General features: G+C 67.1%; 27 protein-coding genes. 2 read left to right on the plus strand and 25 right to left on the minus strand.

Going from position 1 to position 22,617, the window contains the following annotated elements:
• Positions 1–159: 159 nt before the first annotated feature.
• On the minus strand, positions 160–1,494 hold the full coding sequence (locus tag J2853_RS11925; protein ID WP_307557299.1) for a PIN-like domain-containing protein: 1,335 nt from the start codon (positions 1,492–1,494) through the stop codon (positions 160–162).
• Positions 1,495–1,692: 198 nt separating this feature from the next.
• On the opposite strand from J2853_RS11925, the gene J2853_RS11930 reads away from it, so the two are divergent.
• Positions 1,693–1,884, plus strand: a complete 192-nt coding sequence (locus J2853_RS11930; RefSeq protein ID WP_307557301.1) for a helix-turn-helix domain-containing protein — start codon at positions 1,693–1,695, stop codon at positions 1,882–1,884.
• Between the two features lie 73 nt (positions 1,885–1,957).
• Here J2853_RS11930 and J2853_RS11935 read toward each other — a convergent pair whose 3' ends face one another.
• The 9 genes from J2853_RS11935 to J2853_RS11975 all read right to left on the minus strand — a co-directional run bounded on the left by J2853_RS11935 (position 1,958) and on the right by J2853_RS11975 (position 10,823).
• Positions 1,958–2,215, minus strand: coding sequence for a hypothetical protein (locus J2853_RS11935; RefSeq protein WP_307557303.1), 258 nt, complete (start codon positions 2,213–2,215; stop codon positions 1,958–1,960).
• A gap of 72 nt (positions 2,216–2,287) precedes the next feature.
• Positions 2,288–3,100 (minus strand): N-acetylmuramoyl-L-alanine amidase, encoded by an 813-nt coding sequence (locus J2853_RS11940; protein WP_307557305.1) that lies wholly within the window; start codon positions 3,098–3,100, stop codon positions 2,288–2,290.
• 39 nt (positions 3,101–3,139) lie between these two features.
• Positions 3,140–3,574 (minus strand): hypothetical protein, encoded by a 435-nt coding sequence (locus J2853_RS11945; protein ID WP_307557307.1) that lies wholly within the window; start codon positions 3,572–3,574, stop codon positions 3,140–3,142.
• On the minus strand, positions 3,571–4,239 hold the full coding sequence (locus J2853_RS11950; RefSeq protein ID WP_307557309.1) for a hypothetical protein: 669 nt from the start codon (positions 4,237–4,239) through the stop codon (positions 3,571–3,573). The genes J2853_RS11945 and J2853_RS11950 overlap by 4 nt, the downstream gene beginning before the upstream one ends.
• A 23-nt stretch (positions 4,240–4,262) precedes the next feature.
• Positions 4,263–7,043 carry a fibronectin type III domain-containing protein gene (locus tag J2853_RS11955; RefSeq protein ID WP_307557311.1) on the minus strand — a complete coding sequence of 927 codons (2,781 nt, stop codon included), beginning with the start codon at positions 7,041–7,043 and terminating at the stop codon, positions 4,263–4,265.
• Positions 7,036–7,221: a hypothetical protein gene (locus tag J2853_RS11960; protein ID WP_307557312.1), complete on the minus strand. Its 186-nt coding sequence runs from the start codon at positions 7,219–7,221 to the stop codon at positions 7,036–7,038. The genes J2853_RS11955 and J2853_RS11960 overlap by 8 nt, the downstream gene beginning before the upstream one ends.
• A 2-nt stretch (positions 7,222–7,223) precedes the next feature.
• A complete protein-coding gene (locus J2853_RS11965; RefSeq protein WP_307557314.1) occupies positions 7,224–7,709 on the minus strand; it encodes a hypothetical protein in 486 nt (161 codons plus the stop codon).
• On the minus strand, positions 7,703–8,071 hold the full coding sequence (locus tag J2853_RS11970; RefSeq protein ID WP_307557316.1) for a hypothetical protein: 369 nt from the start codon (positions 8,069–8,071) through the stop codon (positions 7,703–7,705). The genes J2853_RS11965 and J2853_RS11970 overlap by 7 nt, the downstream gene beginning before the upstream one ends.
• Before the next feature lie 16 nt (positions 8,072–8,087).
• A complete protein-coding gene (locus J2853_RS11975; protein WP_307557318.1) occupies positions 8,088–10,823 on the minus strand; it encodes a fibronectin type III domain-containing protein in 2,736 nt (911 codons plus the stop codon).
• A gap of 78 nt (positions 10,824–10,901) precedes the next feature.
• On the opposite strand from J2853_RS11975, the gene J2853_RS11980 reads away from it, so the two are divergent.
• Positions 10,902–11,219, plus strand: a complete 318-nt coding sequence (locus tag J2853_RS11980; RefSeq protein WP_307557320.1) for a hypothetical protein — start codon at positions 10,902–10,904, stop codon at positions 11,217–11,219.
• Between the two features lie 243 nt (positions 11,220–11,462).
• Here the strand turns inward: J2853_RS11980 and J2853_RS11985 are convergent, their stop codons facing one another.
• From J2853_RS11985 to J2853_RS12055, 15 genes are all read right to left on the minus strand, one after another.
• Positions 11,463–12,332: a hypothetical protein gene (locus J2853_RS11985; protein ID WP_307557321.1), complete on the minus strand. Its 870-nt coding sequence runs from the start codon at positions 12,330–12,332 to the stop codon at positions 11,463–11,465.
• Positions 12,333–14,549 (minus strand): phage tail protein, encoded by a 2,217-nt coding sequence (locus tag J2853_RS11990; protein ID WP_307557324.1) that lies wholly within the window; start codon positions 14,547–14,549, stop codon positions 12,333–12,335. It abuts the gene before it with no gap.
• A gap of 62 nt (positions 14,550–14,611) precedes the next feature.
• Positions 14,612–16,396 carry a phage tail protein gene (locus tag J2853_RS11995; RefSeq protein WP_307557326.1) on the minus strand — a complete coding sequence of 595 codons (1,785 nt, stop codon included), beginning with the start codon at positions 16,394–16,396 and terminating at the stop codon, positions 14,612–14,614.
• Between the two features lie 364 nt (positions 16,397–16,760).
• Positions 16,761–17,225 (minus strand): DUF7426 family protein, encoded by a 465-nt coding sequence (locus tag J2853_RS12000; protein ID WP_307557328.1) that lies wholly within the window; start codon positions 17,223–17,225, stop codon positions 16,761–16,763.
• 3 nt (positions 17,226–17,228) lie between these two features.
• Complete coding sequence (locus J2853_RS12005; RefSeq protein ID WP_307557330.1) at positions 17,229–17,699, minus strand: phage tail tube protein; 471 nt, start codon at positions 17,697–17,699, stop codon at positions 17,229–17,231.
• A gap of 68 nt (positions 17,700–17,767) precedes the next feature.
• Positions 17,768–18,229, minus strand: a complete 462-nt coding sequence (locus tag J2853_RS12010) for a minor capsid protein (protein ID WP_307557332.1) — start codon at positions 18,227–18,229, stop codon at positions 17,768–17,770.
• Positions 18,226–18,585 carry a minor capsid protein gene (locus J2853_RS12015; protein ID WP_307557334.1) on the minus strand — a complete coding sequence of 120 codons (360 nt, stop codon included), beginning with the start codon at positions 18,583–18,585 and terminating at the stop codon, positions 18,226–18,228. Before J2853_RS12015 ends, J2853_RS12010 begins: the two co-directional genes overlap by 4 nt.
• Positions 18,582–18,896: a hypothetical protein gene (locus tag J2853_RS12020; protein ID WP_307557335.1), complete on the minus strand. Its 315-nt coding sequence runs from the start codon at positions 18,894–18,896 to the stop codon at positions 18,582–18,584. Before J2853_RS12020 ends, J2853_RS12015 begins: the two co-directional genes overlap by 4 nt.
• Positions 18,893–19,273, minus strand: coding sequence for a hypothetical protein (locus J2853_RS12025; protein WP_307557337.1), 381 nt, complete (start codon positions 19,271–19,273; stop codon positions 18,893–18,895). Before J2853_RS12025 ends, J2853_RS12020 begins: the two co-directional genes overlap by 4 nt.
• Before the next feature lie 3 nt (positions 19,274–19,276).
• Entirely contained in the window at positions 19,277–19,627 is a 351-nt protein-coding gene (locus J2853_RS12030) for a hypothetical protein (RefSeq protein ID WP_307557339.1), read from the minus strand.
• Positions 19,620–19,940 (minus strand): hypothetical protein, encoded by a 321-nt coding sequence (locus J2853_RS12035; protein WP_307557341.1) that lies wholly within the window; start codon positions 19,938–19,940, stop codon positions 19,620–19,622. Before J2853_RS12035 ends, J2853_RS12030 begins: the two co-directional genes overlap by 8 nt.
• A gap of 9 nt (positions 19,941–19,949) precedes the next feature.
• Positions 19,950–20,327 carry a hypothetical protein gene (locus tag J2853_RS12040; protein ID WP_307557343.1) on the minus strand — a complete coding sequence of 126 codons (378 nt, stop codon included), beginning with the start codon at positions 20,325–20,327 and terminating at the stop codon, positions 19,950–19,952.
• An 89-nt stretch (positions 20,328–20,416) separates the two neighbouring features.
• On the minus strand, positions 20,417–21,352 hold the full coding sequence (locus tag J2853_RS12045; protein ID WP_307557345.1) for a major capsid protein: 936 nt from the start codon (positions 21,350–21,352) through the stop codon (positions 20,417–20,419).
• Positions 21,353–21,358: 6 nt separating this feature from the next.
• Positions 21,359–22,105 carry a hypothetical protein gene (locus tag J2853_RS12050; RefSeq protein ID WP_307557347.1) on the minus strand — a complete coding sequence of 249 codons (747 nt, stop codon included), beginning with the start codon at positions 22,103–22,105 and terminating at the stop codon, positions 21,359–21,361.
• Positions 22,106–22,263: 158 nt separating this feature from the next.
• Positions 22,264–22,599 carry a hypothetical protein gene (locus J2853_RS12055; protein ID WP_307557349.1) on the minus strand — a complete coding sequence of 112 codons (336 nt, stop codon included), beginning with the start codon at positions 22,597–22,599 and terminating at the stop codon, positions 22,264–22,266.
• Positions 22,600–22,617 lie beyond the last annotated feature (18 nt).

The raw sequence follows: 22,617 nt of genomic DNA on the forward strand, positions 1-22,617 counted from the left end.
CTTCGGCTAATTGTGTGGGCCGTGAGTTGTTGATGTGCAGTGACACGAAGAAAGGCCCCGCCAGCTTGCTGGGGCCTTTCGCGGCGCGTCTAGGGCAGTTGCGTGGCGGTGTCGAGAAACGTGCGGCCTTAGGTCAGGGGGCCGATCTGGTGCCAGGGGTCACTCGTCTGGACCATCGAGCCTGTTCTTGAGCCGCTCGCGCTTGGACACTGCCCTCTGTGCCGTTTCTTCATTGACCATCGCTTCCCACAACTTGTCATCCCCGAACAGCATGTCTTGACCGATCGCCCACTTCGTCGCGTTCCCAGTCCAGGCGGTGTTATAGATGACGAAACGATCCCCTACTGCTGTGATCGCGATATTGTCCACGCCAAGCGTGTTAAGAGTGGCCATAAAATGCTGGAAGTCGTGCCCGGCGTTCACCAGGTAGGGTTCACCGCCTTCAACCATGCGGAGAAGGGCGACGCGCTGCTCCTGAGACATGGTGCTGATCAGTTTGCGAGCCATCCTCGACAGATTGAGCTGGTTTGACAGCAACCGTTCGATGAAGCTGAATTCATGAAACTCCGACTGCTTCTGGACTGATCCGGCCTGCTCGATAGTCGATTCGCTGACGTGGGTACGCAGGTATTTTCCGGCGTGGAACAGGAACGACTTCACGTTCATCAGGTGGAAGGTCTGTCCGGTCCTGGCGAGCATCTCATTGACCAGTTCGATCCGAGGGCCTCGCGTGTAGCTGCCCTCCTTCCGGACCCAGTCCTCCTTATTCTCGTTAGTGACGAGCAACACAGGCAGGCCGCGCCGTTCGGCCTCTATGAGGGTCTGCTCCCACATGAAGTAGTCCCCGAGGGCGCCCTCCACACCCTTGTCCCGGACGTCGCTGTAGCCGGGCGGAATCTTGTCGTTGATTCGCTGAGTACCGATCTTCTTAGCCTCAACCTCATCTGGCCTGGAGAACGGAGGGCCGACCTTCCCCGCGGTGATCAGCTCGATCTCCTTGAAGATGGGGTCATCGTTAACCGCTATAGCAGGGTCGACCTCGAAGGCGTACAGATCGGCATGGACGTCGAGGATGCCTGTAATGGCGTCGTCGATCGCCTTCTTGATCCCATTGACCTCGTCATCCTTCAGACCGCGATGCTCTTTAAGCCGTTGGACTTCCTTGTGCAGGTCGCCAGCGGCCTCGCGGAACTTGTCGGAAAAGCCGCTGCCATGGCCGATGACCGTGGCCCGGTTACGCATGAACTCCAAGCCCACCTGATCTGGGATCCACAACCGGTCGCCCAGAGCACGCAGCGCGTCGAGAAACTCCGTTCGGGCAGTCCCGGTCAGTTTGTAGGTATCCAGAAGCGGGTTTGTGTCGAAGACGACCAAGCCACTGGTCAAGAGGATCCGCAAGTCGGCGTCGACCGGGGGGAAGTATCCCGGAAATGCAGTACGGAGAGATCTGCCGGCCTGCTTCTCGCTGGGGGGTTCGGTCGTGTTCTGACTCATAACAGACCAGGGTAGGGCTCGACTGGGGACGAGTGCTTCCATTTACCTCAGCCAAGGGCGCCGCCCCTGGGCATCGTCAGCGCGGACCTGTGCAAGGACTCTCGGCCCGGCGCATCGCACAACATTCGAGGCGCCCCCATTAACGCTAGCACCAGTGCTTGCGGCAAGATGGGAAGTGATCACACCTTGGGGAGAGTCATGAAGCAGATCGACAAGCAACTTCACGCCGAGATCGTCCGCCTGTACGGCGAGGGCAACAGCATCCGCGCCGTCGCGAAGGATGTCGAGCGCAGCTACGGATACGTCTACAAGACCCTCACCGAAGCCGGGGTGGCCCTCCGCCCGCGTGGCGGCAGCAAGAAGAAGGACATCCCCGCCGAAGTGCAATGAGCAGGTGAAACACAAAGAACGCCCCGTCATCCCGATGTCCGGGATGACGGGGCGTTCTTCATGCGATCAGCGACTACCGCTGAGAGTCCGGCAGATCCGGGCGCGGCGTGTGCCGCGCCTTCCAGCCGGCCAAGGCCGTCAGCGCGGTCGGCAGCAAGGGCAGGGTGATCATCTCCACCCAGTCAGGAAGGAACGAGATCAGCGACGCATCTGCAGCGACGGCCTGCAGGGCGGCAATACCGGCGATACCGGTCAGGTAGCTGACCAGCGTCATGGCCTTGACCTTGGCCTCGACCGGCTGCGTGTACGTGGGCTCGGGATCAGCGTGCATGTGCCCCTCCTCAAGGGACAGGCCCGCCACTGTGGCGGGACGAATCAGAAGACGCCAGCGGTATTGCTAGCATTAGGTGAGCGCGGCCTCCCAGCATGCGGCGTCCCAGATCAGGTCGTCGGCGCCCTTCGGGATCTTCTTGGCGGCCTTGAACGCCTCGATCTTGGCGATCAGGTCCGTGTCCTTCGGGTCGTACTTCGTGCTGTGCAGGTTCGCGGGCTCGTAGCCGCGAGCGAACAGCAGGCCGCGCAGGGTCTTGACGTGCCGGTGCTCGTCACCGGGCTTGAGGACGGGCAAGTTCTTCACCAGGGCCTCCGTGGTCAGAATCTTGGTCGGGATAGGCGGAACAGGCTTCGGGGTCGGAGAGGGCGGGCGAGGCGCGCCCTTCTTGATCCAGGCGTACAGAGGGCCGCCGGGACAATTCGTAGCGAATCCGTCCTTGTGTCCCTTGATCTCGTTGCCTGCGTTGCCCTCGGCGCGCAGGTACTCGATCGCGTCCCTGATGCCGTGCAGCAGGAGATCGTTCGGCTCGGTGAACCCCAGCGACCCGACGAGCGCGAGCACCGCGTAATGCCCCGTGTTCAGGCCCGCGCCGTTCGCGGCCGGCAGCGCGTGCAGTCCGCGGCCGACGAACACCTGTCGGTGCGGACAACAGATCAGGCTGTAGCCGATGTCGATGTACGGCTGCTCCCGCGCGCCCGCCATGTGCATGGTTTGGACCTGCCGGACGAGCTTGCCGCACTCCTCGTGGTCACGCTCGATCGCCGGGGGCACGTGACCGCCCGTGTAGTGGATCTTCACGCCCTCGGTGCCGGGAATTCTGGTGTAGGACGCCGTGGGGGTCTTCGCTCCCCACGTGCGGCGACTGACGAGCTTGATGCTCATGCTGGTATCCGCCCTCCTTGCTTGATGTCCGATGTCCACTCAGCCCTGGCTGTCGGCACCACTGCCTCCGGTACCGTCTGCGGTCATGGCAGTGACGCCAGCGCTACCGCTGGCATCGGTGGAGTTGTTGATGATCGAGATGGTTCCGGCGAGCTGGTGCTGATCCAGGTGAGCGGCCAGGCCGTCCTCCACCCGGCGCACGCCGCGCTCCAGCCGGTCCACCGCATCCCTGAGCGACGTCCCGTGGTTGGGACGCAACTGCTCCTCTATCGTCGTGATCCGCTGAGGGAAGCCCGGCCGCGCCGCGACCCCGGGCCGCGCCGCCTCGCCCTGCCAGTCGTCGAGGAAGTTCTTCAAGCTGGCGAACGTCCGCCACAGCCAGGTCACGCCCCGGCTGAGCATCGCCAGCAAGCCCAGACCGCCGGCCACCATCCCCGCGATCACGAACACGTCTAGTGCCGGGTTCCCGGTCATCGGGCCCCTTCCAAGGTCTGGCCGACGAACGTGGCTGCGGGCTTCTCCTCGAACGTCGGCCTCATGGGCTGCTGGAGACTGGTCCGGTACCAGGCCACGGCCAGGCTGCGGGCCTTGATCCGCAGCGGATCCAAGCGGGTCAGCTCCTTGATCGGTTCCAGCGGGTCAGGGGGCGCGACCCGGTTGGAGCCGACGTACAGCAGCGCGTCCTGCCTCATCTGCCGCTGCTCCGGCTGCATACAGACCCGGTGTGTCTTGACGGACTCGATCCGGGCCAGGTGCGCGGCCAGCCGTTCGGCGTCCGGCACGTCCGGGGTCCAGCAGGTCGGCAGACCATGCGTGTCCTGCAGCACCGCGACCGCCGCCGGGTTCGTCAGCGACAGGGAGTCCTGCGGGTCCGGGATCCACGGCTCGTGCAAGATCACGTCTAGCAGCGTGTCCAGGTCTTCGGGGTCGATGGCGTACTCGGCCGCCCGCCACTCCATCGTGGAGTGCGGGAAAATGTGCATGTATACGCCGCCGTCCGGCCGGACTCGCGACACTCCCCATATCGGCTCGGCGCCGTCGTGGCTGCTGCGTTGCTCGGGGTGTTCCCCTCCGGACTGGGTGAGGCTGGTCGGCGTGTAGGCCAGCTCGGCGTCCCAGACGGTCCAGATTTCCGCCACGTAGGCGCTCCTTTCAAAAACGATCAGTGGCGGTGAGACCACCAGTAGAAGCCCTTGCCGGACCGGACTCCTCCGCCGTCCGACCAGGCCAGGCTGAAATCCGTTGGTGTCGAGGCGTCCTCGCACCAGTTGAAGTTCGGGGTGAGCGCGCCGTCTCTGACGACCGCGACCGGCCCCATGTTGGAGGCCATCGACGGCCCGTAGGTGATCGTCACGCCGTAGTAGCCGGACGGCACCGTGCCTGACCCGGCGTGGACCGCCGAGTACGACGAGTGCGTTGTGGTGTCCCAGAACCGGCCTTGGAGGTAGTACCGGCCGGTGGCGTTGTTATGGATGTAGGTCTCGGTGGAGGAGATCCCATCGCTGTAGCCGAACTGGCCGTAGCCCTCGGCCACGTCCAGGCCGCCGCCGTTGTTGCCGGATCCGGAGTTGTCGCGGATCCGCAACCGGATCAGTCCGGCCGCGACCTGCAGCTCCGCGCGGGCCGAGTTGAACTGGTTGCTGCCACTCGTGATGAACGTGGTGGTTTCGCCGGGATACATGCCGTCGACCGCGTAGAACCGCGAGTAGTTGCTGTTCCCGGCCGGATAAAACCGCAGGTCCAAGGTGGCGGAGTCGAGCACGAACCGCTGCCCGGTCGCCGCCGAACGCACCACTGAGCCCGTGATGGTCTTACCGGTGATCGCGTCAGCGGCGATCTTCGCGGCCGTAATGGCATTCGCGGAGATCTTGTCAGCTGTGATCGCGTTCGCTGCGATGCGCCCGGCCTGGATCGCCCCCACAGCGATCTTGTCGGCCTCGATGGCGTTGGCCTGAATGTGCCCGGCCTGGACCGCGAGCGCCTGAATCAGACCACCCGTGATCGTCCCAGCGACGATCTTTGCTTCACCGGGGATGGTCCCGTCGATGATGTGCTCAGCGCCATCGATGACCTGACCGATCACGTCCGTGTCGACCAGGGCCACCGTGGCGACGACTCCGTGCGCCGACTCCTCGGACTCGTTGCCAGACCGGTCCACACTGGTCAGCCAGATTTCCCGATCCGCGCCGTACGGCTGGCCAGGGATCACCACCGACCCGCGCGCGTCGAGAGAGCCGACGTCGACCGCCCCCGGCGCGAGCGGATCCTGCATCCACACCCGGACCCGCTCGAAGTCGGCGGGCATCGGCACGCCACCAGCACCCAGGCCGTCCCACTCCACGTGGATCACACCCAACCGGGTGGACAACGCCGGCGTGCTCGGCACGGGCGGCGCGTAGGGGTCGTCCGGGATCAGCACGGCGACAGCCGCCGAGAACTCGCCCTTCACGCCGTCGTTGACTCCGCGGACCTTGAAGCCGTACTCCCAGCCCACGACCAGCGGCGACACCTCCGCCGTGGTGTCGGCCTGCGCGGTCTGCGCGACCAGGAACCACAGCTGGCCCTCCTCGTTGCGGCGGGCGTAGACCTCGTAGCCGTCGACGGTGACCGCGACGCCGTTGACGTCGCCGATGACCGGCGCCCACGTCACCACGGCGAGGCCCTGGGCGTAACCCGATGAGTCGAGGTAGGCGACCGGCTCGACGATCAGCCCGACCGGCGCGGCCGGAACCCGGCCGCTGGAGTCCGGAGCCGGGGTCGCGCCCGATCCTCCGGAGGCGACGCCGCCGGTGAGGATCCCCGCCGCCTGGCGGGCGAGCCGAATGTCTCTCTCCAAGAACCGGTCGTTGAGGGTGAGGTTGCCGCTGATCAGCCCAGACGCATCACACGACAGGGTGATCTGCCGGACCCGCAGCGACTGCATCACGCTCTGGTCGCCGGGCGCGCGGATGTAGTCGCCGGGCGCGTAATGCGCAAGCGGTAGTGATAGCGCCATATACGGCTTGATGGACCGGGTGAGCTGCACCCGCTCCCCGGCCGCCCGCTCCAACGCGTTCTGGCCAAGGAGCTGCGCAGTGCCCTCGTCTGTCACGCCGCCCTGGCTCTGGTAGGTCTCCCACCTCCCCCACGGCATCACCGCGGACGGGTTGGTCACCTCCACCTGCAGGCCGGCCTCACCCACGATCAGGATGGACGAGGCGGCGTCCTCGAACGTCGCGTCGTCCGGCGCTGAGTCGATGTCACGTCCCAGCCGCAGCTCGACCGGCCCCGCCCCGGAGGCGAGGTCGCGGGCCAGCACGGTGCCCTCATTGAAGACCCTCAGCGTGCGGCCCTGCATGCACCAGTCGATGACGCCCTGGTCGGCCAGGTTGATCAACAGCGTCAGCAGGTCGGTGCCCGGGTCCAGGCCGAGCGTCAGAATCTTCGCCCACGGCCGCCCGTCCGAGTCCTCGTCCGGCGTGAAGTCGATGTCCAGGAACCGCAGAGTGCCGCGCGCCTGCCCCTCGGCAACCAGGGTTGCCAGAATCGCCCCGGCTGGGACGGAGTTGAACGGGCGCTTGCCGTCGACCATGGCCAGGTTGGGATGCAGCACGAGCTTGCGGAGCTGCCAGCCGTAGCCGGGGCAGTCATACGACCGCGTCCCGGTCTGGTCCGTGCCGTCGCCGCTCCTCTTGATCCGTAAGAACCGGGCGTTCTCCGGCTCCAGCCACGGGCCGCCATCGATGGAGAATTCCATGGCGATCTCGCACGGCTGTGCGAGCCGGGAGGCGTCGGCGGCGACCGAGCTGTAGGCCAACCGCAGCGACGACACGTCATTGAGCGGCATCCCAGCGTCCCAACCCAGATGCTCGGGCAACACGCCGAGGCGCGGCCCGTTCGGGGAGTAGACGACCAGCCGCAGCCCATACCGCTGCGGGGTGCCGGGAATGATGAGGTCAGGCACCGAACCCCCCGCTCACCGCCCCCGTGAACTGCTGCTCAAGCTGGTTCACGCGCTCTTGGAGCTGCTCCACAGCGGTCGCCAGGACCGCGTTTTCATACGTCAGCGCATCAACCTGCGCGCTGTACCTCTGGCGCAGCGCTGCCACTGTCTTCTGTAGATCCACCGACACGTCGGTCATGCTCACTCCCTGTTGCTGAGCCTGAATCGGTCGATCTCCATACGGATCGCCGCCGTCTTGATCGGGTCGATCCGCGTCTGATCCCGGATGACCTGCAGCGGATCAGCCGCCTTGGCCGCGCGGGCGGCCCCCGCCGCCGCGGCGGTGATGGTTCCGTAACGCTCCTTGCAGATGGCGAGCTGCTCAGTCACCTGCGCGCGAGCGGCCTCGACGTCGAGCAGGCCGGGCGCCGGCATGTCCAGCTCCCCGGCCGCGTGAGCGGGCGCGAGCAACGCCGCATGCAGGATCACGTCCAGGGCTTCATCGACGGTGGCCAGGCCGTACTCCGCTGCCCGAACCTCGATCGCTTCCTTCGGCACGTAGGAAGCGAACCCCGAGCTCGGGTCGCCGTCGACCGGCTCGTAGGTGATCAGCCACGCGTCCTCGCCGGGACTGCTCACCTCGCGGACCTGAGTGATACGCCACTGCTGGACCGGCATCGTCACCACTCGGCCGACGGGATCGCCACGCCGCTGAAAGTGAACGTGACCGTCTCCTCGTAGTCCCTGTAGCGCCGGACCACGACCGTGTTGCTACCGTCAGCCAACGCCTGCGCGGCGTCCTGCGCGGCAGTGGAAGGGTCGATGAAACCCTCGGGCGGATGCTCGAAGTGCTCCACCGCCCACCGGTATGTCGTCGGGGAGACCGGGACACGGAACGCGACGTACCACTGCTCACCGGGGCGGTACACGGTGGATCCGTCAGGCAGGAAGATTCCCCACATCATTCCTGGGCTCTTGAGCACCTCTACGGCCGCCTCATCGAGCGCGGCAACATCAGGGGTAACGGAATCCCCGTTGATCCAAAACATGGTCCTCCTTCATCGATCACATTCGCCAGGCCCACATGTTCAGCAAGATCGTGAAAACAGTCGGCGTGGCCAGGCCGCTCTCGCTGCTGCGCAGCGTGAAGTTCGTCGTCGTTGGGTTACGCATGCAGAAGCTCAACCGCTCCGGGGTCGGGTTGTCCGCGGTGAACACCACACGCGGCACCGTGGCCATCGTGAATGTCCAGTTCACCAAGTACGACGAAGCGCCCGTCAGCGACACCGCCCGCATGATCAGTCCGGCCTCGTTGCCCGTGAACGACCACTTCCCGGCGAACTCGGTCGACGCGGCGGAGAACTTGAAGCGGTTCAGGTTCGCGCCGATGTCGTTGTATCCGACCTCGAGTTCGTTCGGTTTGAGGAACAGGTATCCGCCGCCAGCGAGACCAGATGTCGGGTTGACGATGTGGACTCGGTAGTCGGTGGCCGCGTGGACCACCCGGCACTGCGCGGTGTTCGCGCCGTTGACGCCGGACACCGTGACGATCGTCGCCTCGCCCGCGTACAACGACCCGTCGACGTACATCCGGGCCGGGTTCGTTCCGGTGCCCGGAAGGAAACGGATCTCCGGTTGCGTCGCGCCGGTCGGGTTGATGACGATCCTGTTGCCCGTCAGCCCCGTCGCGAGCTGCCCGACGATGCTCACCGAACCGGTCGACGAGACCAGGACGGTTTGCGTGCCGCCTGCGTCGTACGCGGCCAGGCCGGTCGCGTTGAGCTCCACCCGGGCCGCGAGCGGATTCCCGGCGACGATCCGAGTCGCCAGGGCCAGGATCGCCTCCAGCTTGTCGGCGGTGACCGCGTTGGCCGCGATGTTCCCGGCCTCGACGGCACCAGCCGCGAGCCTGTCCGTCGTGACGGCGTTCGCCATCAGAGCGCCCGTGCTGATCGACTCCTCAGCGGCGTCTCCGTCGACGAGCGGCACTGTGGCGATCGTCGCTGTGCTCGACCTCGCCGACTCGTTCCCAGCGTGGTCGACGGCGGTCAGCCAGAACTCGCGGAGCTCGCCGTACGGCTGGCCGGTCACGACGATCGACCCAGTCGCCTGCAGGTACCCGACTTCGGCCGCGCCGGGGTCGAGCGGGTCTTGCATCCACACCCGGACCCGATGGAAGTCGGACGGCATCGGCGCCGAGCCGACGCCGATCCCATCCCACGCGACGTGGATCACGCCGAGCCGGGTGGACAGCACCGGCGCGGCTGGCGCGGGCGGCGGGGTGTCGTCGTCGTCGATGGCCACGGCGTACTCGTCGGAGAACTGCCCCTTGACGCCCTGGCTCGTGGCCCGGACCTTGAAGGCGTACTCCCTGCCCACGATCAGCGGGCTGTAAGTCGCCGTGGTGCTGCCCGGCTCCGTGGTCGCGACGAGGAACCAGGGCGCGCCGACGACGTTGAACCGCATGAACAGCTCGTAGCTGTCGATGTCGATCGCCTCGCCCGTCACGTCCAGGAGCACCGGACCCCACGTCGCGGTGATCTGCCCCTGCGCGAACCCGGACGCATCCACGTAGGTGATCGGGTTCACAATCAGCCCTGCGGGTTTCGCGGCCGTACGGCCGCGCGGTGACGGCGGTGCCGGTTGCGCACCGGACCCACCGGACGCCGTCGACCCGCCGACGATCCCGGCGGTGCGGCGCGCGAACCGGATCGACTGCTCCAAGAAGCGGTCGTTCAGGATGACGTTGCCGCCGACCACGCCCTTGGCGTCCTTGGTGAGGGTGATCTGCCGGACCCTCAGCGGAGCCAGCGTGCCGCGACTCGCGGGCGCGATGACCTTGTCTCCGGGCTGGTAGTCGCGCCACGGCAGCCACCGCGCCCCGTTCGGCGTGATCTCACGGGTGTGCTGCACCCGCTCCTGGGCGGCGCGCTGCAGCGACGACTCAGCGAGCAGGAACGCGGTCCCCTCGTCGGAAACACCGCCCTGGCCGATGAAGTTCTCCCACCGGCCCCACGGCAGGGTCGCGCTGGAGCCGTACGACCGGCGGAACCCGTCGTCACCCACGACGAGCACAGCGCTCGCGGCGTCTTCCAAGGTGCCCGTGTCGGGGGCGTCGAGCACGTCGCGGCCGAGCCGCAGGTCCACGCGGGGTGCTGTCGTCCGATCACGCGCGAGCTTGGTGTCCGCGTTGTAGACGTGGAGGGTCCGGCCCTCGAAACGGAAGTCGATGACGGACTGCTCAGCGAGGTTGATCAGCGTCGTGAGCGCGTCCAGGCCCGGCTGGTAGTAGATGGTCAGGATCTTGTTCCACGGCTTGTGATCGCTGTCATGCTCCGTGTTGAACGTCCAGTCGAGCACGGGCAGCGCGCCTCGCTCCTGCGCCTCGGCAAGGAACGTCTGCAGGATGCTGCCGGGCGTCGCCGAGGTGAACGCTCTCTTGCCATCGACCAGCGGCGCGGGCCCTGGGTAGAGCACGACCTTGCGGAGCTGCCAGCCGTAGCCAGGCATCTCGAACGTCTCGACACCGGTCTCGTCGGTGACGTCCATTCCTCGTTTGATCCGCAGGAACCGCGAGTCCGGGGATTCGGTCCACGTCTGTCCGTCTTCGGACCATTCGATGGCGATCTCGCACGGCTGCGCGAGCAGGCCGGCGCCGAGGGCGTGGCGGCTGTAGCGCAGGGCCAGGGCGGGCACGTCGTTCAGCGGCTGCCCGGCCTGGAACGCGAGCGGGTGCGGGAGCAGGCCGAGCTTGTCGCCGTTCGGGGCGTATGCGACGAGACGGAGGTCGAACACGCCCACCCCCTGATCATGTATACCGGTAGACAGATGGGGTGCCGCACTCTAATGTGTCTACCAGTAGACACATTGGGAGGCGTAATGGACATGGAACTCGTCACGATCCACGACGTGGACGGCCTGTTCGACAACCAGATCGATGGCGCGCTGCCCTGGAACATCGACCCGGTCTTCGCTTTCGAGACCGAGGTCGACGCCCTGCAGGTCCTCCAGCATCTCGCCGAGCAACTCGACACGACCCGCCAGCAGCTCCACCACGTGATGCGCTACATGGAAGCCGCCGTGAAGGCCGCAGGCGCAACCGTCGAGGACGGGTCACCGATCAAGCCTCAGGCGATCATCAACCACACGGGCCTCTCGCGCCGTACCGTCTACAAGTTCCTCGGCACGCGCCAGTAGTCTGCGGCCATGAACCCTCAAATCGAGGCAATGCACGCTGCCAACGTCGCCCAGGTCAACGCCCAGATGCGCGCGGAAGGCGTATGCAAGATGCACCTGAGTAAGCCGCGGCCTGCGGCGACAAGGGTGTGGCACTACACGAACGGCAACGAGGTCCCGATGTGCCAGGAGTGCGTCGACGCCTTCGCCCAGGGCGTCACAGACGGTTGGGCTCAGCCACCTGTGAAGATCGAGTCGCTTGGGTCACAGGTAGGAGCGACGGCCCCGAATCTTCAGAGCCGACGCGCCAGACGTGCTCGACGCCGTCGCGCTGACTAAGACGGCCCGCGAGTGCGGGTCGCCCAACGCCATCGCGGGGGTCAGGTGTAGCCACCGGAACGCCGACCCCGGGCCGGTGGCGTTGATGTCGCCGGTCACGTCCGTCCCTTCGTCGAGGTCCCACGTGTCGGTCGTGACGATCGCGGCCCTGAGCTGCCCGCAGTCGATCAGCAGGTGCTGCCCGGCGAGCACAGTCTCCGCGTAGGACACCGTGCCCCCGGTGGCCACGTCGACGACCGAGGGATGCACGGCCGGGCCGGTCACCCGCACCAGCGCATCCGTGACCGGCCCCGTGGACCCGGCAAGCGGGGTCACGATCTGCGCGGCCCCCGGCAGGGTGCCGGTCCACGTCGAATCGACCTCGTCCCGCCAGTACACGCCCGGGACCTTCACCACGGCGGTCAACCTGGCCAGCGCCGCCCCGACATTGACCTCCGGCTCCGACACGGCCTCGACGGTCACGCCCGCGACGCGGATGATCGACCCGGCCACCCACTTGCAGGTGATCAGCCGGTGCCGCACGCCGAGCAGCGCGCCCAGCGCTTCGAGGTTGGCCTCCATCTGCTCGACCCCGCCGTCCGCCCCGGACGGGGTCCGCGAGTAGACGGTGAGCGCGAGCCCGAACGACGTCGCCTCATGGTCGAGGCTCATGATCGGCAGTTCACCGGCCCGGCCCGCCACGGCCACGTTCGCCGCCCGCACCCCCGGCAACGGCCGGCGCTTGGTGCCCTTCTTCAACTTCCAGCACCCGCTCGGATGATCCAGCGGGACACCGTCGAGGACGTACGTCGCCACTCACACCACCCCCAGTGCACCGGCCATTTGCAGGCCACGATTGATCGTCTGCGATGACGGTTCGGCCTGCGGGTTGATCGTGGTCAAGTTGAACACCACGCCCCCGCCTCTCCCCGGCCCGGCGCCGCCGGCCACTCCCCCGCCCGGCCCGACCGGCACGGCCAGCTCCGGGGAGAACGCTGTGCTTAGCTGCCCAGCGATGTTCCGGGCCGTGCGCAGCACCTGCCCGGCCGACCCTTGCATGCCCTGCGCCATGCCGAGCATCGTGAACTGGCCGATCTGAGCGAACACCCGGCTGGGCGAGGAGATACCGAGGGCCTGGCGCACCCAGTCCGGCATGATCTGCGAGAAGAACCCGAGGATGGAGTTCCGGAACCAGTCCCACATGGACACGATGCCGTTCCACAGGCCGCTGATCACGGCCACGCCGATGTTGCCCATCACCGAGGCGATGTCACCGACTGCGGACACGATCTGTCCCGGCAGGTTCATGAAGAAGCCGACCAGCGTCCCGCCGATCCACTGGCCGATCCCTCGCACCAGGTCAGGGATGATGCTGTGACCGATCAGCACGTCATACAGCCACCCGAACGCGGCGGCGACCGTCTGCACCATCGCGTTCACGACCAAGACGATCATCTGCACTGACGGGCCCAGAACGTACGACAGGCCCTGCGCGAGCAGCGTCACCAGGGTGATGACCTGCGGCAGCACTGTGACCGCGAGCTGCACCAGCGGCGGCAGCAGCGGCATGACCGCATAGAGGATCTGCGTGAACCCTGATGCGAGCTGGACCAGCATCGGAGCGAGCGAGAGAACAAGCTGCACAGTCGGAGGCAGAAGCGACACCGCGAGCTGCAGCAGCATCGGCAGGATCGGCGTCACGGCGGGCAACAGCGACGTGAACGCCTGAGCCACCTGAACCAGCGCGGGCGTAAGCATGATCACCGCACGCATGACCTCCGTGCCGACCAGGACCGCGGCCTGCGTCAGCAACGGCAGAATCGGCGCGATGGCCTGCACGAGCACACCGAGGACCTGAACCAGCGCCCCGCCCACGACGGCCGCAAGCTGCCCGACGAGCGGCAACAGCGGCGACAGGGCAGGTAGCAGCGCCGTGGCGATCTGCGCAACCAGATTCGCCAGCGGGCCAAGCAGCGGGATCACGGCCAAGAGGAACTGCCCGAACGCGGTCGTGAGCTGCCAGACGACCGGCTGGAGCTGCACCAGCACCGGCACCAGAGCGGCGGTGATCGCTGAGACGACCTGCACCAGTACCGGCATCAACGCTGTCGCGAAAATCGCGACGAGCTGCACCAGCGGCGGCAGCAGCGGGGCCATGGCCGCGACGAGCTGGCCGAGGCTCACGACGAGCACGGCGACGTGCGGCGCGACCTGCGTAAGCGCTTGGATGAGCGCACCACCGAGGGCCTGCACGATCATCGCCAGGGCACCCATGACCGGCCCCATGAGCTGCGCGCCCACCTGGACGAGCGTGGCGATCAGCGGGGCGAGGGCCTGGAGGATCGAGCCCACGCCGACGATGAACTGAGCGACCGCACCCGAGTTCGCCGCGACCGCCTGCGCGATCACGCCGAAGAACCCGGCGAGCTGCGCACCGAAGATGCCCATCACGCCGGCGAGCTGAGACAGGACCGGCACGGCAGCGGCAACGATGTGCTGCAGCGCGGGCAGCGCCGACTGGAGGAACTGCACCAGGCCCGTCGTGAGTTGTCCCAGCAGCGGCGCGATCTGGCCGAACATCTGAGTCAGCGCGGGGGCGATCATCTGCGCGAAGATCGAATGCAGGTTCGCGGCGACCTGCACCAGCGGGGCCTCGAACACACTGGCCGCTCGCTTCAGCTCCATCGTGACGCTGTCGGCCATCGCGGAAAACGCCAGCTTGACGCCTTCCGCTTGCGCGGCCGCGGCGATACCGATCCCGCCGAGCACGCCGACGACCCCGAGGAAGCTGGCTCCGACGATGACAGCGGAACTGCTTGCGGCTACGCCGAGCGCGCCGAGCGCTGTGGCCGCCGACGCCGCGGCGATCCCGACTCCTGCGCTCATCGAGGCGGCTTGGACACCGATCGACCCGAAGATGCCGCCGAACTGGCCCGCGAACCGCTGCAGGTCGTTCAGGGCCCGGCGGAGCCCGGGGGTGAGGTAGTCCCGCAGGCTGATCGTGGCGACCAGGTCGCCGACGTTGAGCGCCACGTCTCACCTCCTGAAAGGTCCGCATGGGCTGGGATTTCAGGAGGTGAGGCGCGAGCCGGGTGTCAGGAGACGAGGCCGGCCGCCGCGGCGTACTGCAAGCCCCTATTCACGGTCTTGGAGGTGGGCTCGGCCTGCGGGTAGTTGTTCGTGACGTGCACCGTCACCTGGGATGCTCGGGCTGCGGCGTTCTGCCCGCTGAACCCTCCGCCGCCCTCGATGGCCACCACGGACCCGCCGTTGCCCGTGCTGCCCTCGATGGTGTTCTTCGGCTTCGGCAGCGGAACATCGAACTTGGTCGCGGTCCCCACGATGCGGCCCAGCCCGTCGCGGGCCACCGACTGCACCTTGTCGACCATGATCTTGGCGGCGCTCATCGCGATTTTCTCGTTGTCCTTGATGCCCTTGGCCAGGCCGAGCACGGAGAACATGCCGAACTCAGCGAAGACCGTGGACGGCGAATTGATGCCGAGCAGGCCCTTGATCCAGCCGAGGAACCCGTTGATCAGGTTGCCGACCGAGGAGGTGAATTTGTTCCAGGTGTTCTGGAATCCCTGGATGATGCCGTTGACCATGTCCGAGCCCAGGGTCTGCAGCTTCTTGAACGCCTCGGTGACGGTCTTGCCGAAGACGCCGACCGCGTTCTTGATCAAGTCGAAAGCGCCTCGGAAGTCCCCTTGGAAAAGCTTGATGACCGCCTGCACGGCGCTCAGGACCAGGGGAATCACGGCGGTCGCGAGCTGCATCAGGGGTGGCAGGAACGGCGTGACGGCAGCGACCAGCTTCACGAAGACCCCAGCGAGCAACGTCAGAACCGGGGTCAGCGCCTTGATGATCGTCACGATCGGCGGTAGAAGCCCGACCAGGAGCTGCGACAGCGGCGGCAAGATCGGCAGCAAAGCCGTGATGACCTGCCCGAACGCGGACGCGACCTGAGCCAGCACCGGCTGCAGCGCCACCAGAACGGGCTGCAGCGCCGCCGTCAAGGACTGCGCGATCTGGACCAGCACCGGCATGAGCGACGTCGCCAGGGTGGCCGCGAGCTGCAGGAACGGCGGCAGGAGCGGGATCACGGCGGTGAGGATCGCCCCGAAAGCCGTCACGATCTGAGCGATGACCGGCCCGAGCTGGATCAGAACTGGCGCAAGCGATGTTGATAGCGCGTTACCAACCCCGGCCAGCGCAGCGAAAAGCGGCCCGGCGACCTGCCCGGCCACCTGGACCAGGGCGGCGAGCACCGGACCTATCGACTGCAGAACCCCGCCGATCCCGGTTACCAGGGTCGCCAGAAGACCGCTGTTCTGGCTCAACGCCTGCGTGATCGGCTCCATGAACCCAGCGATTTGCCCACCGAAGGTACCGAGGCTCCCGGCGAGCTGGCTGAGCATCGGAGCGACCGCCGCCACGAGTCCGGAGACTGCCGGCAGCATCGGCTGCAGGAAGTCGCCCAGCCCGGAGGTGAAGTCACCGATCAGCGGAGCCAGATCGGTGAACATGCCCTGCAAGGCAGGCGCGATCTCGCTGGAGAACATCGTCTTCAGCGACCCGGCCGCCTGGATCAGCGGCGCCTGGAACACCGTCGCGGCGTCCGCCATGTCCGCCTGAACCGAGGTCTTGAGATCACCGAAAGCGGCCTTCACCGCTGGTGCGGCCATCGCCGCGTTGATGCCGAGCTTCGCGATCCCGAGCGCGGCGCCAGCAAAAGCGAAAGCGACAGCGCCGCCGACCGCGACTCCGGCCGCTCCCACCCCGGCCAGCAGCGCGCCGCTCTTGGCCCCGGCCGAGGCGATGGCCTTGCCCGTTGACGCCGCCCCCGACACGACGGCCGACGACATGCGTCCGGCCGCCATCCCGGCGGCGATCAGGGCGGCGTGGATCCCCGTCGCGTTGACCTTGATTCCAGCGGTGGCCCTGCTGAACGGCCCTGTCATCTGGTCTCGGAATGACAAGGTGGCGTACAGGTCACCAATGTTGATCGCCATGCCCGCCTCCTGGTCGTCAGTGCTGGTCAGTCGGAGGAGGGGATGCCGCGTCTGCGGCTGGTTGCCTTACTGGGAGGCGGGGCGAGCTGACGAGACAGCCGGGTGTCTTCCGCCAGCAGCCCGAGGATCCGAACCCGTAGCCACCGCCAGGACCGACCCGTCAGCACGCCGGGCGCGTCGAGGTCGATCCCGTAGTGGCTGTGCAGGTCCGCCTCGATCAGGTCCCAGTGGGTCAGGACGCCTTCCCACGTGAGGCCTTTTGGCGCGGGTTCGTACCACTCGTAGAGCCCCGTGACTTCGTCGTACTCGCCGCCGCCGATGAGGTCGCCGGGTCCGGGGCCTGTGCTTCCGGGCTGCCACCGGACTCCCAATACCGCGTCGCGGTGTCGAGGTCGGCAGCGATCCACAGAAACGCCGTCACACCGGCGAGCTTGATCACCGGCCAGGAGACCTTGTCTGCGAGCAGCTCCCCATGGACGGGGCCGAGGCACCGCTGGTAGAGGTCGAGCTCCTCGCCGTCGTCCAGGTCGGCGAGGTCAGCCTGCTTGCCGTTCGCGGCGGCGACACCGGCCTGCATGAGCCTCTGGCAGAGCAGGCCGGTCTCCGCGGACGGCGCCGGGATGGTGTACTCCTTGCCGCCGATCGGCAGGGTGAGCGTGGTGTCGAGAAACGCGTCGAGGGCCTTGAGCTTCGCCATGGGCTACGCCGCCGCCGGGTTCGTGATCTTGACGGGCTTGCCCTGGCCGAGGAGCTCACACTCGAACGGCTCCAGGTCGGTGGTCTCGCCACCCGCGCCCTTGTAGTCCACGGCGGCGCGACCCTCGTAGGCGTCCGGCGAACCGTCACGGCGGTACCAACGGCACTGGATGTCCGCGCCGGGGCCGACCTCGTGGCCGGCTTCCCGCAGGAACTCCTGACCGGTGTCCGGCACGAAGGTCACCGCGTCGGCGTCCCGCTTGCGGTTGCCGTTGAGCGTCAGCGTCCACCCGCGCTGGGTGACGACCTGGGAGGCCCAGCCGTCGCCGTCGAAATCGCTGTCGTCCTCGGTCTCGGTGTTGATCTCCTCGCTGAACTCGGTGAGACCCTTGACGGGGGTCCAGACCGGCGTGGCCGCCGTGCCGGTGTTGACCTCGACAATCCAGTCCTTGGCGAGGAGGCTGCGCAGCGTCATGTCTTCTCCTTCTGAGCGCATGCGAAAAGCCGCCAGCAGATTCGCTAGCGGCAGTGGTTCAGAAACAGTTAGGGCCGGTGCGGGGACGGCCGGACGCACCGCAGTTCGTAGCTGTCGGCCCTCTCCACCCGGCCCGACCCGTCCCGTGTGTGCGGGGTGATGATTCGCCGCTCGGCGAGCAGCACGAACACCCCTGTCGACAGCCGGTACTCGGACAGGCCGTGCACGGCGTTGAACACGGCGTCCGCGAGGTCGTCGGCCACACGAGGATCCGAGCCGCCGCCTCGCACACGGAACTGCACCAGCACTGAGCTGTCGGTTTGCTCGATGTCGTCACCGGCTTGGCCGAGGCCGTACGCCGCGATCGCGATGGCCAGGTCCGGTGCGGTCGGCAACCCGCCGAGCGTGATGGCGGTCTGCTCGGGCGTGTAGATCCCCTCGGGGTTCCAGTCGCCGGCGCCCTCGTCCTCCAGGAGCTGCCCCAGGCCCGAGAGCAGCAGCCGCGTCCATCCCTGCGGTGGTGGCGTCACCGGAACAGCTCCTTGAGTTGCTGCGCCAGGAGCGCCTGCACGGCGGAGGCTTCCTCTTCCAGGGCCGTCTCCAGGTACTTCGCCTGGCGGCCGGGCGCGTGCTTCCAGTCGAGGTTTTCGTGCTGAGCCACCGCGTATGGCTGGTCGTAGCTGATCGAGGCCCGCATCTCCGAGCGGTCCACGGACGTGGCGCCCGAGTTCTGCAGGTGACCCTCTTGGATCGGCACCCGCGTGTTCGCCACCCCCAGGACGTGCTCGGCGGCGTCCCTAAGCGCCCGCTCGGCCGCGGTCTTGGTCTTCTGGTCGAACACGGCCGGGCTGACGTGAAGGTCCAGCTTGATATCGATGTCTTTCACTTCAGCGCCACCTCCACGTGATCAGGTGTGGGCAGGCCGCCGCCGTCGCGGATCAGCGATGTGATGGCCGTGGTCGATCGGCCGTTGACCGTGACTCGGCTACCGGGCGGGCACACGACGCCGGGCTTGAAATACAGCGTCGTGTCCGAGACGATCTCCAGGCCGGTGGCGTCCCTGACAAGCTGGCGCTTGTCGTCGGCGAGGCACGGCTCCGTCACCGGGGGGCCGAAGACCGGCCCGTACGCGCCTTCGCCCATCAGCGGCTCGATCACCGCCTCGTGCCGGAACATGAAATCCGGGATGGCGGTCACCAGGTCATCACCGCGATCAGGAACCCGGCCCGTAGAAGGATCGACACCGCGTCCTGCGCGTAGCGAGGCGCGGAGCCGTCCTTGCTCTCCACCCTGGAAAGGCGAACGGACCCCATCGACACGTCCTTGAAAGCCGACGCTGTGCCGTGCTCATCTCCCACGGCGAGCGTCCACGCGGCCTGAGCGCATGTCGCGCGGGCCATCGCGTCCCGCTCCTCCGCGTCCAGGGCAAGCCCCTGCGCGTCGGTTTCGTAGATGGCGTTGGCCAGCATCTCGTCAATACGTTCCGACGCCCGCGCGAGCCGCCGCTCGATGTCGGCCGGACCGGACTTGCCGGTGTAGTCGAGATAGTCCTCTGCCGTGGCGTAGGTCGGCATGGGCTACCCCGCAGGCAATTCAAGGACCTCGACCGACAGGCCGGCCGGGTCCGAGTAGTCCAGGTAGACCTTGCCGTTGGCCTGGTTGTAGATCGCGGGCAGCGGCGGGATCAGCAGGTCCCCGGTGGTCGCCTCCACCGTGTAGGGGCGGTCCGGGATGGGCTGCCCCTCGACCTCGCCGGGGATCTGCACCGTGACCGTCCGCGCAGCGCCGTTGCTGTTCTTCACGCGAACCATGCGGCGGCCGTTGTTCACGAACATGTGGCCGTCCACGGTGGCAAGCGTGGGCAGCGCGCCCGCCAGGTCGTGGCCAGCGCGGGTCATCGGCGTGACCGGCAGATCAGCTCTAGCCATCGTTGTCCTCCTCCTGGCCGAACTCCTTCACCAGCGACGCCTTGCTGAGCGCCTTGGCGTCCTTCTCAGCCATGCCGCAGTGGACCGCGTAGGCGACCCACTCGGCTTTGGGCTCGGTGTCGAGAGGCCGCGTGGATCGCGACGGCACCATGGGGATGGTGACGGTGCTCGGCGCGGGCACCGGTTCCGGGTCGGGGTCCGGGGCTTCCTCGGGGGCGTCGATCAGCAGCCAGTTCGACAGGTGATCGAGTCGGACTGACCGCTTCGGGGTCTCCCAGCAGTCACCCGTGTTGCTGTTGCGGTAGACGTACATGCGAGCCACCTACGGATTCACTCGGAGATCGACCTGCACGATCACCTCTGCCGGGCTGCCGGCGGGGTCCGCGACGGTGACGGACAGGGTGTCGCCTGCTGCGAACGCCGCGTTCTGCAGCGCTGTCCAGCCCGTCCACCCATCGGTCGCGGTGGCGAGGTTCTCGGCGAGCAGGTCGCCCCCGTTGCGCTGGGCGTTGACGGTGCCGCCCGTCCCGCCAGCGCGGTAGGCGCGCACGGCGATGGCCGTGCAGCCGCTCGGAATCCTGGTCACCATGTAGGTGCCGGACTTGCCCTCGGGAACGCGGTATTCCTTGGTGAACGTGCGAACGGCGGACAGGTCGATCTCGCCAGCGTGTCCATCCACTGTGTAGACCTGGTAACCCATCAGTGCTCCCTCCGTGAGGCTTGGAGATGGGAGGCCCGCCCCGGGGGTGGGCGGGCCGGAGACGCTATCTGAAGCGCTAGCGTGATGGATCAGTCGACGTCGGCGCCCTTGATGAGCACGGCCCGGTCGTAGTCCAGGGTCTTGGTGCCGTACAGGCAGTCGATGCTGACGACGTCCTGCTTTTTGTCGATGTCGTAATCCATGACTACGCGCAGACCGAAACCCTTGTACGAGGCGACAGCGGCGTTGGCCGCACCCTGCGGCAGCACCAGGGGCCTCGTGACCAGGGCAAACGCGGTCCGGTGGAAGGCGACGCCGACCTCCGTGGTGGAGTTGCCGACGGTCTGAGCAGGCACCTTGATGTTTTGCGTCTGGTAAGGATCAAAACCAAAGACACGCCTGCCGAGGGACGCCTCACGCAGACCGTCCGTGTCGCCCCTCGCGTCCGCCCTGTTGAACAGGTCGTCCTGCAGCCACAGCGCCTCAAGCTCCGGACCGACGACCATGTAGCGGTCCGCGCTGGGAACGTTGCGCTGGTTGAGCACTCGCCTGGCGTCGATCGCGGTACGCGGGTCGCTGAAGGGCTTGACGTTCGCACCGGCCGGGTTCGCCGGGAACTGTCCGACGACACCGACCTCCTGCCTGACGTCGTCCCGCAGGGCCAGGATGTCCCGGTCGATCTTCTGCGCGATGGCCTCCATCGCCGGGTTGAGGAGCTGCACCCCGAAATCTTCAATCCGAAGCGTGAGCTCCTCCGTGGTGACCGCGAAGGACACGTCGGCGAAGTGGTTCAGGGTGACCGGGATGCTGGTCTCCTGCGCGTTCTGGATCTGGATACCGTTCGCGCGCACGTACTCCTGCGCCGTGAAGACCGCCGGCTTCCTGACGTTGACGGTTTCGCCGATCCGCGCGGCGAACTCCTCGTCGTAGTCCCTGTGCACGAGCTGCGCCATGACCGTGGTTTCGTACAGGGTGGCCAGCGCGGCGCGGGCGATCACAGTGGGAGTGAGAAACGTGTTAGCCATGGTGGGCTACTCCTTGGTGTTGGACTTCGAGGCGCGACGCGCCTTCCGGAAGTCGTCGACGGACTTGGTTTCGGAATCGCCGGATCGACCACCGGGCCCGCCGGTGAACTCCCCTCCGGATCGGGCAGGCGGACCCACCAGGGACGCCGCCTTGAATTTCGGGTTGTCCTCGATCGCCTGCTGAATCCGCTCCTCCAGGGAGGTGCCGAAGTCAGCAGCGTTAGGGTCGAGGTCCTTGATACTGCGAAGGAACGACCGGGAGTCGAGCAGCGCGTCGCCGTCCGCCGCGAGCTTCAACGAGGTCCGGTGGACCCCCAGCTCGACCTGCGTCCGGCGGTGCAGCTCCCGCTCGGCGTCCCTTTCCTTGGCCGTGTTGTCCCGCTCGGAGGTCAGCGTGTCGATCACGGTTTTCGGATCGACCGGCTTCTCCTCCTCCTGGACGAAGCCCAAGGCCTTACCGATCTGCTGCGCGAGCTCCGCCTTGGCCTGCTCGGCGATCTCCTCCGGGGACGGCCCGGCCGGGGCCTGCTGCTCGGTCTGCTGCTGGAGCTGCGTCCGGTACTTCACCGCGTCATTACGAGCACGACGCAGCTCGGCCTGAGCCCACGCGGGCAGGTCGTCGACCTTCCGCGCGTCCGGCTTGCCCTTCTCTCCGTCCTCGACAACCGGAACCTGCTCGGAGGTGGTCGCCTCCGGAGCGGGCTCTGTGGTCCGGTCTTCCGTGGAGTTGACCTCGATCGCCTCGTCAGCCATGGATGTCTCCTTGAATCGGTGATGTGCCGCCCGGCCTGCGGGCGCCGCACACCGCCCGGCCTGCGGGCGGCATGAAAAAAGGCGCACCTGGTGGGGTGCGCCTAGAAATGAAAAAGGCCCGCACCGGGCGGGCCTTTCACGTGGTGGTGCGGGATGAGCTAGTCGACGACCAGCTCAAACTCAGGGGCGTACAGGGCGGGGTCGAGAACATCGCGGGCGGGTCTACCCGAGGCGTAGGCGTTCCTGAGAATGCCCCACAGCCGCGATTGCGCCGTGATACCGGCCATGCCCGCGTTCTCGCTCGGGACGAACCCGGCCGCTTCCTGGCCATCCGTCCACACGTTGCCGAGGACCTGGCCAGCCCGGTCCCTCAGCGACGCTCGGCGGACGTCGTCCTTGTTGGCGGCCTTGCTGCTGTAGGTGCTCGCCGTCCTGCCGACGACGGTGATGGTCTCGGTGAACCGCGGATGTACGGGTTCCTCGTTCTCAGCCATTCCTACATCATCCCCCTA

Origin of the sequence: Streptosporangium lutulentum (genome assembly GCF_030811455.1) — a bacterium.
Lineage (GTDB): Bacteria > Actinomycetota > Actinomycetes > Streptosporangiales > Streptosporangiaceae > Streptosporangium > Streptosporangium lutulentum.